Here is a 17,502-nt window from a genome sequence, read left to right on the forward strand (position 1 = left end):
TGATATATCCGATCAGGCGTGCTTTTCGAGCCAGGCCGAAATCACGCCTTCCAGCGCCTCGACCAGGTCCTCATCTTCCAGTTCCTCGACGATTTCGGCGACGAAGGCATTGACGAGCATCGCCCGCGCCTTGTTCTCCGGAATACCCCGCGCCATCATGTAATAGAGATGGTTGGCGTCGATATCGGTCACCGTGGCGCCGTGGCCGCACTGCACGTCGTCGGCGAAGATTTCGAGCTCGGGCTTGACCGAGAATTCGGCGTCGTCGGACATCAGCAACGTGTTGCAGGCCATCTTGGCATCGGTCTTCTGCGCATCGGGCGCGACCCGGATCATGCCCTGGAACACACCCTTGGCACGGTCGAAGACGACGTTGCGGATCACTTCGGTCGAGCCGGTATTCGGCACGTCATGGCCGAGCATCATCGTCACGTCGGTATGGCTTTCTGCTCCGAGCAGGTTGATGCCGCGCAGGGTCAGATCGGCGCCCTCGCCCGTCACCTTGATATGCAGCTCCTGCCGGACCAGCTTGCCGCCGGCATTGATGACGAAAAGCCGGAGCTTGGCGTCAGCGCCCAGATCGATGCGGATCTGCCCGAGATGCGTATCGTCAGCCCCCTGCTGCTGCAGGATGACCCAGGTCAGTTCGGCGCCTTCGCCAACCGTGATGTCGCTGACATGGGACACCAGCGCTGCATCGCCGGTCACCGTGCGGTGACGCTCGATGACGGTCGCCTCAACGCCGGCGCCGAAGGACACAGGCAGGCGCGTATGTGTCTGCCCACCGGCATGGATGAACTGGATTTCAAGGGGGTTTTCAAGCGCGGTATCGGCAGGCACGTCAACGACATAGCCGTCGCGCACGAAGCTGCCATTGATGCGGCCGACCGCGTCGTCAGAACCGAGTGCATCCAGGCCACCCGCGGCAGAGCCGTCAAGCAGACGTTCGGAATAGGCCGAAACGCCAAGACCGTCGACCGCAGCCTTCTGGTTGGAATGGCCCTGGATCACCGCCAGCACCGTCGAGTCGGCAACGAGCGGCTCCAAAGCCTGCGAGCCGGCATCGCCAGCCTGCTGCGGGACAGTGCGCAGCAGGTTCTTGAGGTCGCTATAGTGCCAGGCCTCGATGCGGCGCGTCGGCAGGCCGGCCTTCTTCAGGTCGTCGAGAAGCCGGTCGCGCAGTGCCGTCACCGCGCCATTGCCCGGCAGCTCGCCGATCTGCTGGTTGAAAGCCTCGATCAGCGCCGTCTCGGCCGCAGTCAGGCGGCTCGTCGTCTGCATATTCATGGACGTCGTCCTTTCCACCCGAAACTCAGGCCGCCGTGCCGATGATGTCGGCATAGCCGTTGGCTTCCAGCTCATGCGCCAGTGTCTTGTCGCCCGACTTGATCACCTGGCCCTTGTAAAGCACGTGGACGGTATCCGGCACGATGTAGTCGAGCAGGCGCTGGTAGTGGGTGATGACTACGACCGCGCGGTCCGGCGAACGCAGCGCGTTGACGCCGTCAGCGACGATCTTCAGCGCATCGATGTCGAGCCCGGAATCGGTTTCGTCGAGCACGCAGAGCTTCGGTTCGAGCAGCGCCATCTGCAGGATCTCGGCGCGCTTCTTCTCGCCGCCGGAGAAGCCGACGTTCAGCGGCCGCTTCAGCATCTCGGTATTGATCTGCAGCTTGCCGGCGGCATCCTTGACGCGGCGCATGAAGTCCGGCGTCGTCAGCTCGTCCTCGCCGCGCGCCTTGCGCTGCTCGTTCATCGCCACCTTGAGGAACTGCATGGTGGCGACGCCCGGAATTTCAACCGGGTACTGGAAGGCAAGGAAGATGCCCTTGGCGGCGCGTTCGGAGGGATCGAGCTCGAGAATGCTCTCGCCATTGTAGAGAATGTCACCCTCGGTGACTTCGTAGTCGCTGCGGCCGGACAGCACATAGGAGAGCGTCGACTTGCCGGAGCCGTTCGGCCCCATGATCGCGGCGACTTCGCCGGCCTTCACCGTCAGGTTCAGGCCACGGATGATCTCGGTGCCGTCTTCGGCGATACGGGCATGGAGGTTTCTGATTTCAAGCATAGTCTCGATCTTTCACTTGGGGCTTTTCCATCCAGGGAAAATGCGTTCCATCAATTCTAACAATTCATCGACCAGTTCGGCTGCTCTACCAAGCAGCAGCACAACGGCACACAGGCCAAGAGACGAAAGGACGATCAGTTTGCCGATATTCCAATTAGCGAAAGCGACAAACATTCCCACGATGACACCGGCTAGCGACGTGGAGAACAAAAACATCAGAGCACTTGCTATCCAATGCCTTTGTTTGCCCGTCTGCCAAAGCGGCGACTTATCGTCCATTACCCCACCGAGCCCTCGAGCGAGATGCTGATCAGCTTCTGCGCCTCGACGGCGAATTCCATCGGCAGTTCCTGCAGGACTTCCTTGACGAAGCCGTTGACTATCAGTGCGATCGCCGCTTCGGTCGGGATGCCGCGCTGCAGGCAGTAGAACAGCTGGTCCTCGGAGATCTTCGAGGTCGTGGCTTCATGCTCGAACTGCGCCGTCGAATTCTTCGCCTCGATGTAGGGCACGGTATGGGCGCCGCACTTATCGCCGATCAACAGCGAATCGCACTGGGTGAAGTTGCGGGCATTCGACGCCTTGCGGTGAGCCGAGACCTGGCCGCGATAGGTATTGTTGGAAACGCCCGCAGCGATGCCCTTGGAGACGATGCGGCTCGACGTATTTTTGCCGAGATGGATCATCTTGGTGCCGCTGTCGATCTGCTGATGGCCATTCGAAACGGCGATCGAGTAGAATTCGCCGCGGCTGTCGTCGCCGCGCAGGATGCAGGACGGATACTTCCAGGTGATCGCCGAGCCGGTTTCGACCTGCGTCCAGGAAATCTTCGAACGGTCGCCGCGGCAATCGCCACGCTTGGTGACAAAGTTGTAGATGCCGCCCTTGCCGTTCTTGTCGCCCGGATACCAGTTCTGCACCGTCGAATATTTGATCTCGGCATCGTCGAGCGCAACCAGCTCGACCACGGCGGCATGCAATTGGTTTTCATCGCGCTGCGGCGCCGTGCAGCCTTCGAGATAGGAGACGTAGGCGCCTTCTTCCGCAATGATCAGCGTGCGCTCGAACTGGCCGGTGCCCTTCTCATTGATGCGGAAATAGGTGGACAGCTCCATCGGGCAACGAACGCCCTTCGGCACGAAGACGAAGGAACCGTCGGTGAAGACAGCCGAATTCAGCGTCGCATAATAATTGTCCGAGGTCGGCACGACCGAGCCGAGATATTTCCGCACGAGATCGGGATATTCGCGAATGGCTTCCGAGATCGACATGAAGATCACGCCGGCCTTCTTCAGCTCTGCCTTGAAGGTGGTGACGACCGAAACGCTGTCGAAAACGGCGTCGACGGCGATCTTCGGCCTCTCGACGCCGGCAAGAATCTCCTGTTCACGCAGCGGAATGCCGAGCTTCTCATAGACCTTCAACAGCTCCGGATCGACCTCGTCGAGCGACTTCGGACCCGGCGTGCTTTTCGGCGCGGCGTAATAATAGATGTCGTTGAAATCGATCTTCGGATAGTTGACGCGCGCCCAGGTCGGCTCTTCCAGCGTCAGCCAGCGCCGATAGGCCTCAAGACGCCATTCCAGCATCCATTCCGGCTCCTGCTTCTTGGCCGAAATAAAGCGGATGATATCCTCGGACAGGCCTTTCGGCGCCTTGTCCATCTCGATGACGGTCTCGAAACCGTATTTGTACTGATCCACATCGATCAGGCGCACCCGGTCGATTGTTTCCTGCACGGCAGCCATCTCATTCTCCAATCTCGCCGGATACAAGGTCCGGCAGCTTGTAGTGTTTGGGCAATTGTCTTGCCCCTTATGTAAGAGGCCAAAAGGGACTTTTCAGCCCGATTGGCAAGCAGAAATTTGCGTTTCCGCAAGTTTTGACACGGGGCAAGCCGCCTCCCCAGCCGACCTGCGCCGGTTGGCGATCTTTGCGAAAGCCGCAATCGCCCTGTCGATATCCTCTTCCGTCGTCGAAAAGCCGAGCGAGATGCGCAGAGCGCCGAGCTTGGCGTCACGTCCCATCGCCGTCAGCACATGGCTTTCGCCAAGGCGACCCGATGAGCAGGCCGAACCTGCGGAAAGTGCAACGCCTTCGAGATCGAAGGCGATCTGTCCAGTCTCGGCCTTCAGCCCCGGCAGGGTGAAGAAGATCGTATTGGCGACACGCTCGCCACCCTCGCCGTGGATCATCACATCGGCTGCCGCCTCACGCATGCCGGTCTCGAGCCGCTCGCGCAACGCGCCGATTGCGGCATTGCGCGCCTCGAGTTCGTCGGCGGCGGCTTCAGCTGCCGCGCCGAAGCCGATCAGCGCCAGCGAATTCTGCGTCCCTGAGCGGTGACCCCGCTCCTGCCCGCCGCCCTGGATCAGCGGCCTGGGCATCAGTGCCTCGCCCTGCGCAATGAGCGCGCCGGCACCCTTCGGCCCGCCGATCTTGTGCGAGGAAACGATCATGAAGTCCGCGCCGATCCGATTGATATCGAGCGCGATGCGACCGGCCGCCTGCACGGCGTCGACGACGAAGAGCCCGCCATAGGCGTGGACGATCTTAGCCGCCGCCTCGACCGGCTGGACGATGCCCGTCTCATTATTGACGAGCATGATGGCGACCATCGGCAGGCCGGCGGCCTTGTCATGCGCATCGAGCAGGCGGCCGAGCGCATCAAGATCGACGATGCCGGCTTCCGTTACCGGGATTTCCGTCATCTTCTCTTTGGCGAAGCGGCCGCCTTCGCGCACCGCTGGATGCTCGATCGCCGAAAAATAAAGATGGTCAAGGCGAAGCGGCGTGCGGCCTATGCGGAAATCCGGCGTCAGCACCAGATTGGCAGCCTCGGTCGCGCCGCTGGTAAAGACCACATTGCCCGCATCGGTGCCGGCAAGTGCTGCCACCTTGCGTCGTGCGCCTTCGATGGCAGCGCGCGCGGCGCGGCCCTCTCCATGCACGCTGTTCGGATTGCCAAACACGTCGATGGCGCGCATGATCGCCGCGCGTGCTGCGGGGTGCAGCGGCGCTGTGGCATTCCAGTCGAGATAAAGGCGTGGCGGCGCCATGATCTTCAGTCCTGCGCTTGACGAGCTTGCTTCAGCGGCCGCGGTTCATTTTTCTTGAAATTTCCGCCGGGCTTGCCTTATGACACGTTCCACGATGCGTGGATCGCCATGCAAGTTTCGAATTGTTCTAAACTGCGTTTTAGAAAAGCTGACAACACTAGTCAAGTCATGTTGTCATCCAACGCAGCGCGAACGCGAAATAAAACCCGGAGTACCAATGCCCGAAGTTATTTTCAACGGCCCAGCCGGCCGTCTTGAAGGCCGCTACCAGCCCTCCAAGGAAAAAAGCGCGCCCATCGCCCTGATTCTGCATCCGCATCCGCAGTTCGGCGGCACGATGAACAATCAGATCGTCTACCAGCTCTTCTACATGTTCCAGAAGCGCGGGTTCACGACGCTGCGCTTCAATTTCCGGGGAATCGGCCGCAGCCAGGGCGAATTCGACCACGGCGCCGGCGAGCTCTCGGATGCCGCCTCGGCGCTCGACTGGGTGCAGAGCCTGCATCCTGATTCCAAAACCTGTTGGGTCGCCGGTTATTCCTTTGGCTCCTGGATCGGCATGCAGCTCCTGATGCGCCGGCCGGAAATCGAAGGCTTCATGTCGATCTCGCCCCAGCCGAACACCTACGACTTCTCGTTCCTGGCGCCCTGCCCCTCCTCCGGCCTGATCATCAACGGCGAGGCCGACAAGGTGGCGCCTGAGAAGGATGTCAACGGCCTTGTAGAAAAGCTGAAGTCCCAGAAGGGCATCCTGATTACCCATCGCACCGTCGCCAACGCCAACCACTTCTTCAACGGCCAGGTGGAAACGCTGATGGGCGAATGCGAGGATTATCTCGACCGCCGCCTCAACGGCGAACTGGTGCCGGAACCGGCCGCCAAGCGGATTCGCTGACACCAAAAATCTCAGCCTCATCAATGCCATGACGGTCCGGAACACAACCGGGCCGGCTGTGCCGGAACAGATCACCTATCGTGTTGCAATCCATGTTGCAGTGCGGTAGGGTCCTCGCGATCCTAACAAAAGCGAGGTCCGCAATGACCAAGTCGTTCGGGGAAGTCCTGGATAAGTATAGGGGAATTGGTCCGGGGTTCGATTTCCTTCGAATAGGGCTCGCCTTTTCCATCGTATTGACCCATTCCTTTTTGTTAACCGACAACAATGCCTTCATCAGGGGCTCAGTATTCTGGTTCACTGAATACGCTCTTGTTCCAATGTTCTTCGCGTTGAGCGGATTTCTGATCGCCGGCAGCGCCCAGCGCCTGAGCCTCCGGAATTTTCTGATCAACCGAGGCTTGCGCATCGTCCCGGCCCTTGCCGTCGATATCGTCGTTTGTTCGCTGATCATCGGGCCGATCATTACGGTCGTCTATCATTCCGAATATTTTACCGATCAGCGGTTTTTCAAATACTTCCTGAATATCGTCGGCTGGATCCATTACGAGCTTCCGGGCGTCTTCCAGGATAATCCGAGCCAGCGCGTCAACGGCGCTCTGTGGACGGTTCCCTGGGAAATCTTCTGCTACATCATCATGTCGTTCCTGATGATCACCGCCATTGTGAAGACGCGCTACAAGCTGCTGGCGGTGACGATCGCCTACATCGTCATCGGCCTTATCGTGCAGAAGATGCCCTATCTGTTGCCAGGCTCGATCAAGCCGATCGCTCGCTTCCTGTTTATGAGCCGAGGCTCCCAGCTTATAACGGCCTTCATGATGGGCATCGTCGCCTTTCAGTTCAGGGCAGTCATTCCGCATTCCCGCTGGATATTCGGCGCTGCCTGCCTGGTCTGCATCGTCGCCATCCTCACCCTGGACAGCCGCGCGACGGAGTCGGTGCTCAACCGGCCCTTGGTCATCACCTCTCTTGTTTACATCACCGTCTTCGTCGGCCTGTCCGAGGTGCCCATCCCGGCCTTTTTCAGGAAAGGCGACTATTCCTACGGCGTCTATCTTTATCACGACCCGTTTTTACAGATCTGGATCAGCTCGTTCCCGTCGGTTTTCCTCTATCCCAAATATGGTGCGCTGGCGCTCTATCTCGTCGGCCTGCCATCGGCTCTCGCCGTTGCGGTGCTGTCCTGGCATTTCATCGAGAAGCCGATCCTCGGCCTTCGCAAGAAATTCTCGTTCATCGCCCAGGTCAGGGGCGTCGAGGATGGCAATCAGGCTGGGCGCGAACCCCATGTCCGGCCGGTCGCCGTGAAGAGTTAGGACTTTGCCCACCGCATATCGGCGGTGAGTTCAAAGGCGGTGTCCAGCACTCCATCGATCAGGATCGGCGCACGTTCGCGCATGCCGATCTTTCTGAGGACGCGCTGCGAGGCGGTGTTTTCGGGATGCGTGAAGGCGATGAAGCCCGATGCAAGCTCCCTTCCGAAGAACCAGTCGGCAAGCGCGCTCGCCGCTTCCGTTGCCAGGCCCTTGCCCCACGCGTCCTCGCGCAGGGAATAGCCGAGTTCGAATTGCTCGTTCCTGAACTTTGAAATCCCCGCACGGCCGACAAATCGACCGTCCTCGGCGAGGAGCTTATATTTGGTCGTGCCGTCGCGCGCCTGTTCCTCGAACCAGCCGTGCAGCCGTTCCTCAGCCTTTTGGAGGCTCCACGGCACGTTGCCGGACAGGTATCGGGTCGTCGCCACCGTCGAATGCAGCTGTTGCACCAGGATCGCATCGCCTTCGTCCCACATGACGACGGTAAGCCGCGGCGTCTTCAGTATGACCCTTTGCTCTGTCATGGCGTTGCCAGCACCCCACCGCTGACGGGAGTCGCGACCCCTGTCGTGCCGGGGAATGTCAGCGGCAGCCCGTCCAGCGATCGGACGGCGAGATAGGCCCAGGCCTCGGCTTCCATCGCATCGCCGTCGAAGCCCGCCTCCTCCGCCGTCAACACCCTCGAGCCCAGCCTTTCGGCCATGACTGAGAACTCTGCCATCAGGGTGGCGTTCAGCCGCCCACCGCCGCAGACGATATAGATCGCTGGGGTCTCCGGCAGAAAACCGGCGGATTTGATGATCGAGGCGGCGGCGACATGCGCGAGCGTCCGGGCACCGTCTTCAAGACCCGCCTCCTCCGGCCGAAGCGGCGCAAAATCGCCACGGTCCAGCGAACGGCGAACATTGCCGCGGAAGAACGGGCTTTGCAGATAACGTTCCGCCAGGCTGGCCACGACCTTTCCTCGCCCGCCGATCTCACCACCAGGGTCATAGGTTTTGCCGGTCTGCATCTCCACCCACTGGTCGATCAGCGTATTGCCTGGACCACTGTCGAACGCCGATATCCGTCCGTCCGTGCCGATAAAGGTGAGATTGGAGATGCCGCCGATATTGACGAAGCACACCGCCTGTCCCGCCTGCTGGAATTTTCCCGCAAGTGCCGCGTGATAGGCCGGCACCAGCGGCGCGCCCTGCCCGCCATGAACCATGTCGTTGGCGCGCATGTCGTAGACCACCGATATGCCGGTTCTCTTTGCAAGCTCCTGGCCGTCGCCAATCTGGATCGTCAATCCCTCGTCAGGGCGATGAAGCACCGTCTGGCCATGGAAGCCGAGAATATCGACGCCATCGGCAGAAAGGCCGAAACGTTCTATGAATGCCGTGACGGCAATTGCATGCCGCAACGTCAGCTCAAGCTCGATATCGCGAAGCTCAGCCGGTCGCTGGCTTCTCTCACTGAGTGGACGCGACAGTTCCAGCGCCCGTTTGAGCTGCCCGCGAAAATCCGCGTCATAGGGCACGCCCATGAACGGCCCGCGCTCGATGAAGCCGCGGCCGTCGGTCCTGATCAACGCGACGTCGATTCCGTCCATCGACGTGCCGCTCATCAGCCCGATCGCGGTCCTGATGACATCCATGAGGCTTGCCTCCCATGCGATTCCCGGATGCACTTTTATAAAAACAGTGCTAAACGCGCCGCGACAGATCAACAACAACGAACTTGCGCCAAGCCCCCATAGGGTGCGGAGCAGACACCAAGAGACGAAACCTATGTCCGAGTTCAAGTCCGATTTCCTCCGCACGCTGAAAGAGCGCGGCTTCATTCATCAGATCTCCGATGAAAGCGGCCTCGACGACCTGTTCGCCAAGGAAACCGTGACGGCATATATCGGCTTCGATCCGACGGCGCCCAGCCTGCACGCCGGCTCGCTGATCCAGATCATGATGCTGCACTGGATGCAGAAGACCGGCCATCGCGCCATCTCGCTGATGGGCGGCGGCACCGGCATGGTCGGAGATCCCTCCTTCAAGGAAGAGGCGCGCCAGCTCATGACCGTGGATACGATCGAAGGCAACATCGCCTCGATCAAGCGCGTCTTCTCCAATTACCTGAACTACGGCGACGGTCCGAAGGACGCGCTGATGATCAACAATGCCGAATGGCTGCGCTCGCTGAACTATCTCGAATTCCTGCGCGACGTCGGCAAGCACTTCTCGGTCAACCGCATGCTGTCCTTCGACAGCGTCAAGACGCGTCTCGACCGCGAACAGTCCCTGTCCTTCCTGGAATTCAACTACATGATCCTCCAGGCCTACGACTTCGTCGAGCTTGCCAAGCGCTACGATTGCCGCCTGCAGATGGGCGGTTCGGACCAGTGGGGCAATATCGTCAACGGTATCGATCTCGGTCACCGCATGGGGACACAGCAGCTCTATGCGCTGACGTCGCCGCTGCTGACGACGTCATCCGGCGCCAAGATGGGCAAGTCGGCGACCGGCGCTGTCTGGCTGAACGCCGACATGCTCTCGGCCTATGATTTCTGGCAGTACTGGCGCAACACCGAGGATGCCGACGTCTCGCGCTTCCTGAAGCTCTACACCACGCTGCCGATGGATGAAATCGCCCGACTCTCCGCTCTCGGCGGTTCGGAGATCAACGAGGTCAAGAAGATCCTTGCGACCGAGGTAACGGCAATCCTGCACGGCCGCCCGGCCGCCGAGCAGGCCGCTGAAACCGCGCGCAAGACCTTCGAGGAAGGCAGCCTCTCGGAGAACCTGCCCTCAGTCGATATCCCCGCCACCGAACTCGACGGCGGCATCGGCCTGCTGTCGCTGATCGTTCGTGCCGGCCTTGCCTCGTCGAACGGCGAAGCTCGGCGTCACGTCCAGGGCGGCGCAGTCCGCATCAACGACGAGGCGGTGAGCGACGAACGCAAGATGATCGGCAGCGGCGAAATCACCGCTGACGGCATCATCAAGCTCTCGCTCGGCAAGAAGAAACACATCCTGATCCGTCGCGCGGCGTGAGCGGCTTCAATTCGAACCGATGCTAAAGCCGGCACCGACGCCGGCTTTTCTTTACCTGACTATTCGGGTCGGCGAGCAAGGTCATTCGGCTCCCCGCCGGTATTCTTCGTCATCTCGTCTGGTCTCTTAAGAAGGTAACCAGGCGGATCGACGCTTGCAGCGGGCTTCACCCGCGACCACCAGCTGATCGAGAAAATCGGCGGCGTCATCATCGCGTCCAGAGGAACCGTTAAGACGTGCTCGGAACGGATGACCGCCTCTTGCGAGTTAAGCCGCACGCTCTTTTCCGCAGCAAGCGAAGCGCCGTCAATAGTGACGGCCATCATCGCGGCCGATGCAAACGAAACTGTCCGGGTGCACTGCATCGCATCCTCCGACACTGCACCGGCCTTTGCTTCCTGGCCGGGACAATAGTACATCAGATTTTCCTAAAATAGGCAAAGCATCACTGCCGGATTTGTCAGCCTGGCTTGGAATCGGTTTTCTCGAGGAGGAGCCCGCGCATTTTCTACTGCGAAGCTTAGCGACCCACATAGCGAATGCTTTATCGGAACCTTTTCCGCCCGCCGGGATTTGCGACCAGATTGGATTGGAGCGCCCCGGCATGATCAATGACCTCTGGTATAAGAACGCAGTCATCTATTGCCTGTCCGTTGAGACCTTCATGGATGCGAACGGTGACGGCGTGGGTGATTTTCAGGGCCTGATGCGGCGCCTCGATTATCTCTCCGGCCTCGGGGTGACGGCGATCTGGCTCATGCCGTTTCAGGCGTCGCCCGGTCGCGACGACGGTTACGACGTCTCCGATTATTACAATGTCGACCCGCGCTATGGCTCGCTTGGCGATTTCGTCGAATTCACCCACGGCGCCAAGCAGCGCGGTATCCGGGTGCTGATCGATCTGGTGATCAATCATACATCCAGCGACCATCCCTGGTTCCAGGCCGCCAGGAGCGATCCACGCTCACGCTATCGCGACTGGTACGTCTGGTCGGAGAAAAAGCCTGATAATGCCGATCAGGGCATGGTCTTCCCGGGAGTCCAGAAGACGACCTGGACCTATGACGACAAGGCAAAGGCCTATTATTTTCACCGCTTCTACGATCACCAGCCCGATCTCAATACGTCGAACCCCGAGGTGCAGGCGGAAATTCTCAAGATCATGGGCTTCTGGATCCAGCTCGGCGTCTCCGGCTTCAGGATGGATGCGGCCCCCTTCATCATCGCGACGAAAGGCGCCGACGTTACCAAGCCTGTCGAACAGTTCGATATGCTGAGGAAATTTCGCGAATTCCTGCAGTGGCGCCTGGGCGATTCCATAATCCTGGCAGAAGCCAATATCCTGCCGAAGGATAATTTCGAATATTTCGGCGATGATGGCGACCGCATGCAGATGATGTTCAATTTCCAGGTCAATCAGGCGCTGTTTTATGCTTTCGCCAGCGCCGATACGCGGCCACTCAAGAAGGCCATGGAGGCCACGAAACCGCGCCCGGCGACCGCGCAATGGGGCCTCTTCCTCCGCAACCATGATGAACTGGATCTCGGGCGATTGACGGAAAAACAACGTGGCGCGGTATTTGCCGCCTTCGGGCCTGAAAAGGACATGCAGCTTTACGACAGGGGCATTCGTCGTCGCCTCGCGCCCATGCTCGGCGGCGACCACCGCAGGATCGAAATGGCCTACAGCCTGCTGTTTTCGCTGCCTGGAACGCCCGTCATCCGCTACGGCGACGAAATCGGCATGGGCGACGATCTAGGCCTCCCCGAGCGCAATTGCGCACGCACGCCGATGCAATGGTCGACGGAACCGGAAGGCGGGTTTACCAAAAGTGAAAAGCCGATCTCGCCGGTCATCAAGGACGGCCCCTACGGTTTCCAGCATGTCAATGTTGCCGCACAGCGGCGCGATCCCAATTCTTTGCTGAACTGGACCGAGCGGATGATCCGGATGCGCAAGGAAGCCCCTGAGATCGGCTGGGGCGACTTTTCTGTGATCGACACCGGGAATGACGGCGTGCTGGCGCTTCGTTATGACTGGCGCGGCAATTCGGTATTGATCCTGCACAATTTGCATCCGCAGCCGGCGGACGTCACCTTCGATCCCGATAGAGGTGAAGACGGGCGACAATTGATCGATATCGCCGATGGCGCGAGCAGCAAGGCAGACGAGAAAGGATTTCATACCGTCGTGCTCGATGCCTACGGCTATCGCTGGTACCGCGTCGGCGGTCTCGACTATCTCCTCAGGCGGACAGAGATTTAGGTACGTCTCGCCACGACCTCTGCCATGACCGCTTCCCGCCTCACTGGAATTCGAAGATCTGCCGGAAAACCCCAGGCGCGATGATCGACAGCGGGTTGATCTGCAGGTTCGGCTGGTCGAACTTGCCTGTCAGCTTGAAGGTAATGCCGATCAGGCCGCGGTCGCTGCCATTACCGAGAATGACGCCGATCAGCGGCAGTTCGGCAAAAAGGCGGTTGAGGCCGTAGGCCGGCATGAAGGTGCCGGTCATGTCCATATTGCCCTTGCGGTCGCGCACGATGCCCTGGAAGGTTGCACCGATCTGGTCGCCGCGCAGCACGCCGTTCTCGATGCCGACCATGCCATTGCGCGAGACGACACGGGCAAAGCCGCGCTGGAAGCGCTGCGACGAGGTATCGATGTCGCGCTTGACCGCTTCGTTGAGGCTGCGCTGCTCATTTCCGACCGGTGTCGAGACGATCGAGCGCAGGCGTTGTTCGTTGACGATCGCGAAGCGGCGCACGTCGAGCGAGCCGTCCCAGCCGCCTTCCGCCCCCAGCCGGATCGCCAGATTGAGCAGGCCGCCCTGCATGTGCTGGTAGAGATCGGCGAAACGCGATACCGCGCCGGCGTCGCCGCTGGTGATGTTGATGACGCCGCCGTCCTTCATCTGGCTGACCACGGCCTCGCCGCTGTCGGTAACGGCGGAAAAATTGAGCGTCTGCAGCTTGTCGCCGCGTAGTGATATTTGCGCCTGGAAATTGCCGACCTTCTCGTCGTTGAAGCCGATGACGTTTTTCAGCCTGGCGCGCACCGATACGCCAGTGTCGCCGGCATCCCCATCACCATCGCCGTCCGAGCCCGCTTTCAACCGCGCAATGACCGGCCGCGCATCGGCGCTGTCACCGGAGACCGAGACGTCGAAATTGCCCTTGCTGCGCTTCACCGACAGGGCGAAATCGTCGAGCGAGGAGAGCTTGACGCTGTCGAAATCGGCCGAGATCAGCCCGCCCTTGCCGATGTTCAGCGATCCATTGGCGCCGAAACCGTCGCCCTTCAGCCGGAAGTTCTTGATCTGGGTATTGTCGGCCGGCCCGGACGTTTCGAATTCCGCCGTGGCGGCAATGCCGCTGCCCTTCGCCCAACCGATCCAGGGCAGTTCGAGCAGCGACTTGGTGAGATCGAGCTGGACGTCCTGCCGGTCGTCGTCGATCCGCGTCAGCACCATCTTCACGCTGCCGCCGACGATGCCGGAAAGGCCGGGTATCAGCTTGTTGCGCTGGTCCTCGGAAAGCGTCGCGGTGATCACCCGTTGTTTGGCCGCTGTGTCGGATGCCTCGACCGGTTCGGTAAGATCGATATCGGCCGGGACGCCGTCGATCTGGGCTTTGGCGTCAAGCGTGATCCGTTTCGGGTTGCCGTTCAGCGTGCCGTCGAGATTGCTGATCATCCGGCCGGAAAACGGCTTGGCAAGATCGATATCGGTGAGCTTCATTGCCGCCGTCCATTCGGCCGGCGGCGGGTTTTGCGAGGAGAGCAGGCCGAAATGGGCCTTCACATTCGCCTCGATCCGCCCCTTGAGATCGTCGGGCGTAAAGCCGGCGCGCTGCAGCACCCGGATCGGCCGGTAGGTCAGAAGCTCGCCGACGGCGTCCGCCGCCCCGGAGACCACGAGATCGATATCGGCCATCAGCGGTTTATCGTAGGTGGCGGGCAGGATGAACGTGCCCTGCCCGAGACCGACCGACCGACCGGACGGGAAATAGGAGGTGCCGCTCTTGATCGCGATCGTCGCAACCGGACCGGTCAGGTCGAAATGCGCTGACGTGTCGCGGATCGGCGGAATGTCGCCGGCAACGTTCATCCGCGCGCCCGTGATGTCGAAGCCGATGCGGATCTGGTTGGCGTCCAGCTTCAATCCTTTTCCGCCGGCTGCCTCGTCCAACCTGCCGAAAGGAATGAAGACGGATAGGGTGGCGTTGGTGACGGTGCCTCCGAAGAGATTGCCGTGCACCCAGGTGCGCACCTTGGGCGCCATCCAGAACGGCCAGAGCTGCTTGATCGCGATCGTCTGCAACTGCGCCGACTGGCCGGCGAAGCTGATCTCCGGCGATTTGTCGCCAAGTTTGACGTGCAGTGATCCGTAGAGCGCGCCGAGCGGGCTGGAGACGGTCATGTTGGGAAACTGGAATTCACGGCCGGCGACCATGTAGCGCCCGGTCGCCTGGATGTCGAAGGAGAGCGGCTCCTCGCCGGAGCCGCCGGGAGCCGCCGTGCCGCCGCTGACGAGCAGGTCGATGCCGAAGCCTTTGCCCGCCTGCGGGTCGAGCTTGTCGAGATCGATCAGCGCCCCATTGATGGGAAGCGCAGTCGCGCCGAACCGGGCGTTCGATCGGGCGATCTCGATCGTCTGCTTGGCGAAATCATAGATGAGATTGATTTGCCCGCCGGACAGCTGCTGCGGATCGCCATCCGCATAGATCTGGCCGGGATCGATGTCGATCGTCGCCGCCAGCGCCGGCTGAACGCCATCGCGCGCGCGGGTGGCCGACACTGTCAGATCGGCAAAGGCGCTCAGCCCTTGCCGGATCATGCCCTGATCGTTGCGTTTCAGCGCGAAGGGCGCGAGGTCCGCATGCCTGAGTGTCGCCGCGACCTTGGACACGTGGCCGTCTTCCTTCTCGGCCAGCACGTCGAGCTCCGCCACTTCGCCGTTGAGCGCGACTTCGCCGGTCAATTGCAGCGAGGACGGACCGGCATGGGCAAAGACGAGATTGTCGATGACGAGCGACAGCGGGCCGTTAGCGGTATCGGCAAGCTTGATGTCGATGCCGGAGATGCGCACCGAATTGGTCGAGCCGCGCGTCACGATGCTGTCGAACATGTCGAACTGCGAGAAGATCTTCTCCATCGCCGCCGGCATGGCGTCGATGCGCAGATCGTCGAGCTTGACGGCATTGCCGGAGGGCAGAAGCGCGGTATCGAGCGCGATATCCTCCGCTTCGATGTCCGCGACGGCGATGCGGCCGCGGAAAAGCTGCAGCGGATCGAGCCCCAGGCGCACAGAACCCGTCGTCGACAGGTGCTGGCCGCTCTCCTGGTCGATCATGTTGACGTTGCGCGCTTCCAGCGCCAGCCGAAAGTCCGAAGTGAAGCGGATGACGGTGGAACCGACCTCGGCGCGGTAGCGCGGTCCGGCCACGCCATTCAGCGCCGCCTGAGCCTGCTGCGACAGCGGCTTGTCGAACATGCCGCTCTCGACGGTGAAAACGATGCCAGCGAGAATAACGAGGATCAGTCCCAGAAATCCTGAGGTCAGCTTCGCCGTACGGCGCATCGGCGAACGCGGCGGCGGGCAATGAACGATGATCGGATCCTCGGTCTGGGCGGACGGCAAGCGGTCCAGCGCAACGATATCCTTCTTGCGAAACGTGACCTTTTCGCCGCGGATGGCTGACATGCGCCCTCGGGCTCTCCCTTTAACTGAAGAATTGAACCCGGCCATGCTGGACGGGTATCCGTCCACTATATAATTCGGGGAGAGAAAGTGTCATCCACAAACCCGGCAAAAGAAAGGTTTTCCCAATGGCGGTTCCCGGCATCGGCGTCTCGGCCCCTGATTTCAACCTTCCCCGCGACGGCGGCGGCCGCGTTTCGCTGGCCGAATTCCACGGCAAGCCGCTCGTGTTGTTCTTCTATCCCAAGGATGACACGACGGGCTGCACCGCCGAATCACTGGCTTTCACCGCGTTAGCAGCTGAGTTCGAAGCGGCGGGTGCTGCCGTCATCGGCATGTCGCCCGATTCGGCCGCCTGCCATGACAAATTCATCAAGAAGCACCGTCTTTCGGTGGCGCTCGCCTCGGACGAGGAAAAGACGACGCTGCAGGCCTATGGCGTCTGGAAGGAAAAGAGCATGTACGGCCGCAACTTCATGGGTGTCGAGCGCACCACCTTCCTGATTCGCCAGGACGGGACGATCGCCACCATCTGGCAGAAAGTGAAGGTGCAGGGCCATGCCGAAACCGTGCTCGAGGCCGTGAGGAACCTGGCGGCGTGACCGGGGATCTCACGATAACCTCGCTGCGCGGCGGCGCCATCGGTGCGATCTCTTCCGCCGATCTCGACCGCAAGACGGCGCTTGCGCAGGAAAGCGCCACCCGCTGGTTCGCCCGCCGGGTGTCGCTGCGCTCGCCGCTCGATGCAGCCCTGCCCGACAGGCCCGGCCGTCCTGACAAACCGGTGCTGACGCCGCCGACCCAGGTGGAGAAGCGCTCGCTGCATACCCTCAAAGGACGGATCGCCCTGCTGCATGCCATCGCCCATATCGAGCTCAACGCCGTCGATCTGGCGCTCGATATCGTCGCGCGATTCGCGACCGAGCAGGTGCCTAATTCCTTTTTCGACGGCTGGATGCTGGTCGCCTTCGAGGAGGCGAAGCATTTCCGCATGGTGCGCGCCAGGCTCAACGATCTCGGCGCCGATTACGGCGATCTGCCCGCCCATGACGGGCTCTGGCAGGCCGCCCATTCGACGCGCAACGATCTGACGGCAAGGCTCGCCGTCGTGCCGCTGATTCTGGAAGCCCGCGGCCTCGACGTCACGCCGTCGCTGCAGGCTAAGATGCGCCAGACCGGCGATCTCGAAAGTGCAGCGGTGCTCGACGTCATCTATAATGACGAGAAAGGCCATGTCGCCGTCGGCGCCAAATGGTTCCGCTTCCTCTGCGCCCGCGAGAGGCGCGATCCGGCAAAGGCCTTCCAGGAGCTGGTGCGCGCCAATTTCCGTGGACCGCTGAAGGCGCCCTTCAATGATCTCGCCCGCGCCGAAGCCGGATTGACGCCGTCCTTCTACCGCTCGCTGGCATCGATCAGCAACGCGTAAGATG

Annotated in this window: 15 protein-coding genes; 6 read left to right on the top strand and 9 right to left on the bottom strand. The window is 61.0% G+C overall.

Annotated features, from left to right (window positions below):
• Positions 1–12: 12 nt before the first annotated feature.
• The 5 genes from sufD to RlegSU303_RS11655 form a co-directional block, all read right to left on the bottom strand.
• Positions 13–1,287, bottom strand: a complete 1,275-nt coding sequence (sufD, locus tag RlegSU303_RS11635) for a Fe-S cluster assembly protein SufD (protein WP_131718537.1) — start codon at positions 1,285–1,287, stop codon at positions 13–15.
• A 25-nt stretch (positions 1,288–1,312) separates the two neighbouring features.
• Positions 1,313–2,068, bottom strand: coding sequence for a Fe-S cluster assembly ATPase SufC (gene sufC, locus RlegSU303_RS11640; RefSeq protein WP_025394710.1), 756 nt, complete (start codon positions 2,066–2,068; stop codon positions 1,313–1,315).
• 12 nt (positions 2,069–2,080) lie between these two features.
• On the bottom strand, positions 2,081–2,347 hold the full coding sequence (locus tag RlegSU303_RS11645; RefSeq protein WP_017960608.1) for a hypothetical protein: 267 nt from the start codon (positions 2,345–2,347) through the stop codon (positions 2,081–2,083).
• A complete protein-coding gene (gene sufB, locus RlegSU303_RS11650) occupies positions 2,347–3,816 on the bottom strand; it encodes a Fe-S cluster assembly protein SufB (protein ID WP_017960609.1) in 1,470 nt (489 codons plus the stop codon). The genes RlegSU303_RS11645 and sufB overlap by 1 nt, the downstream gene beginning before the upstream one ends.
• A gap of 93 nt (positions 3,817–3,909) precedes the next feature.
• Positions 3,910–5,127, bottom strand: a complete 1,218-nt coding sequence (locus tag RlegSU303_RS11655; protein ID WP_131718538.1) for a cysteine desulfurase family protein — start codon at positions 5,125–5,127, stop codon at positions 3,910–3,912.
• 217 nt (positions 5,128–5,344) lie between these two features.
• Here RlegSU303_RS11655 and RlegSU303_RS11660 point away from each other — a divergent pair, with 217 nt between their 5' ends.
• Together RlegSU303_RS11660 and RlegSU303_RS11665 are read left to right on the top strand one after the other, a co-directional pair.
• On the top strand, positions 5,345–6,022 hold the full coding sequence (locus RlegSU303_RS11660) for an alpha/beta hydrolase (RefSeq protein WP_094085875.1): 678 nt from the start codon (positions 5,345–5,347) through the stop codon (positions 6,020–6,022).
• Between the two features lie 143 nt (positions 6,023–6,165).
• On the top strand, positions 6,166–7,341 hold the full coding sequence (locus RlegSU303_RS11665) for an acyltransferase family protein (RefSeq protein ID WP_131718539.1): 1,176 nt from the start codon (positions 6,166–6,168) through the stop codon (positions 7,339–7,341).
• Here the strand turns inward: RlegSU303_RS11665 and RlegSU303_RS11670 are convergent.
• Positions 7,338–7,865: a GNAT family N-acetyltransferase gene (locus RlegSU303_RS11670; protein WP_131718540.1), complete on the bottom strand. Its 528-nt coding sequence runs from the start codon at positions 7,863–7,865 to the stop codon at positions 7,338–7,340. The two genes, RlegSU303_RS11665 and RlegSU303_RS11670, sit on opposite strands and share 4 nt — an antisense overlap.
• Complete coding sequence (locus RlegSU303_RS11675) at positions 7,862–8,980, bottom strand: anhydro-N-acetylmuramic acid kinase (protein WP_131718541.1); 1,119 nt, start codon at positions 8,978–8,980, stop codon at positions 7,862–7,864. The genes RlegSU303_RS11670 and RlegSU303_RS11675 overlap by 4 nt, the downstream gene beginning before the upstream one ends.
• Positions 8,981–9,113: 133 nt before the next feature.
• On the opposite strand from RlegSU303_RS11675, the gene tyrS reads away from it, so the two are divergent.
• The gene (gene tyrS, locus RlegSU303_RS11680; protein WP_131718542.1) at positions 9,114–10,370 is read left to right on the top strand and encodes a tyrosine--tRNA ligase; all 1,257 of its coding nucleotides are present in this window, start codon (positions 9,114–9,116) and stop codon (positions 10,368–10,370) included.
• Between the two features lie 59 nt (positions 10,371–10,429).
• Here the strand turns inward: tyrS and RlegSU303_RS11685 are convergent, their stop codons facing one another.
• Complete coding sequence (locus tag RlegSU303_RS11685) at positions 10,430–10,735, bottom strand: hypothetical protein (protein ID WP_094087623.1); 306 nt, start codon at positions 10,733–10,735, stop codon at positions 10,430–10,432.
• Positions 10,736–10,974: 239 nt separating this feature from the next.
• Between RlegSU303_RS11685 and RlegSU303_RS11690 the strand changes: the two genes are divergently transcribed.
• Positions 10,975–12,636 carry an alpha-amylase family protein gene (locus tag RlegSU303_RS11690; RefSeq protein WP_131718543.1) on the top strand — a complete coding sequence of 554 codons (1,662 nt, stop codon included), beginning with the start codon at positions 10,975–10,977 and terminating at the stop codon, positions 12,634–12,636.
• Positions 12,637–12,676: 40 nt separating this feature from the next.
• Here RlegSU303_RS11690 and RlegSU303_RS11695 read toward each other — a convergent pair whose 3' ends face one another.
• On the bottom strand, positions 12,677–16,075 hold the full coding sequence (locus RlegSU303_RS11695) for a YhdP family protein (protein ID WP_131718544.1): 3,399 nt from the start codon (positions 16,073–16,075) through the stop codon (positions 12,677–12,679).
• A gap of 125 nt (positions 16,076–16,200) precedes the next feature.
• Between RlegSU303_RS11695 and RlegSU303_RS11700 the strand changes: the two genes are divergently transcribed.
• The gene (locus RlegSU303_RS11700; protein WP_012757610.1) at positions 16,201–16,674 is read left to right on the top strand and encodes a peroxiredoxin; all 474 of its coding nucleotides are present in this window, start codon (positions 16,201–16,203) and stop codon (positions 16,672–16,674) included.
• On the top strand, positions 16,671–17,498 hold the full coding sequence (locus RlegSU303_RS11705; RefSeq protein ID WP_131718545.1) for a ferritin-like domain-containing protein: 828 nt from the start codon (positions 16,671–16,673) through the stop codon (positions 17,496–17,498). The genes RlegSU303_RS11700 and RlegSU303_RS11705 overlap by 4 nt, the downstream gene beginning before the upstream one ends.
• The last annotated feature ends 4 nt before the right edge of the window (positions 17,499–17,502 follow it).

The sequence above is a fragment of the Rhizobium sp. SU303 genome, from assembly GCF_021052345.1.
GTDB lineage: Bacteria > Pseudomonadota > Alphaproteobacteria > Rhizobiales > Rhizobiaceae > Rhizobium > Rhizobium laguerreae.

Bases quoted from the DNA above. Each gene is read 5' to 3' on its own strand.
- sufD (WP_131718537.1), bottom strand. From the start codon at position 1,287: ATGAATATGCAGACGACGAGCCGCCTGACTGCGGCCGAGACGGCGCTG.
- sufC (WP_025394710.1), bottom strand. From the start codon at position 2,068: ATGCTTGAAATCAGAAACCTCCATGCCCGTATCGCCGAAGACGGCACC.
- RlegSU303_RS11645 (WP_017960608.1), bottom strand. From the start codon at position 2,347: ATGGACGATAAGTCGCCGCTTTGGCAGACGGGCAAACAAAGGCATTGG.
- sufB (WP_017960609.1), bottom strand. From the start codon at position 3,816: ATGGCTGCCGTGCAGGAAACAATCGACCGGGTGCGCCTGATCGATGTG.
- RlegSU303_RS11655 (WP_131718538.1), bottom strand. From the start codon at position 5,127: ATGGCGCCGCCACGCCTTTATCTCGACTGGAATGCCACAGCGCCGCTG.
- RlegSU303_RS11660 (WP_094085875.1), top strand. From the start codon at position 5,345: ATGCCCGAAGTTATTTTCAACGGCCCAGCCGGCCGTCTTGAAGGCCGC.
- RlegSU303_RS11665 (WP_131718539.1), top strand. From the start codon at position 6,166: ATGACCAAGTCGTTCGGGGAAGTCCTGGATAAGTATAGGGGAATTGGT.
- RlegSU303_RS11670 (WP_131718540.1), bottom strand. From the start codon at position 7,865: ATGACAGAGCAAAGGGTCATACTGAAGACGCCGCGGCTTACCGTCGTC.
- RlegSU303_RS11675 (WP_131718541.1), bottom strand. From the start codon at position 8,980: ATGGATGTCATCAGGACCGCGATCGGGCTGATGAGCGGCACGTCGATG.
- tyrS (WP_131718542.1), top strand. From the start codon at position 9,114: ATGTCCGAGTTCAAGTCCGATTTCCTCCGCACGCTGAAAGAGCGCGGC.
- RlegSU303_RS11685 (WP_094087623.1), bottom strand. From the start codon at position 10,735: ATGCAGTGCACCCGGACAGTTTCGTTTGCATCGGCCGCGATGATGGCC.
- RlegSU303_RS11690 (WP_131718543.1), top strand. From the start codon at position 10,975: ATGATCAATGACCTCTGGTATAAGAACGCAGTCATCTATTGCCTGTCC.
- RlegSU303_RS11695 (WP_131718544.1), bottom strand. From the start codon at position 16,075: ATGTCAGCCATCCGCGGCGAAAAGGTCACGTTTCGCAAGAAGGATATC.
- RlegSU303_RS11700 (WP_012757610.1), top strand. From the start codon at position 16,201: ATGGCGGTTCCCGGCATCGGCGTCTCGGCCCCTGATTTCAACCTTCCC.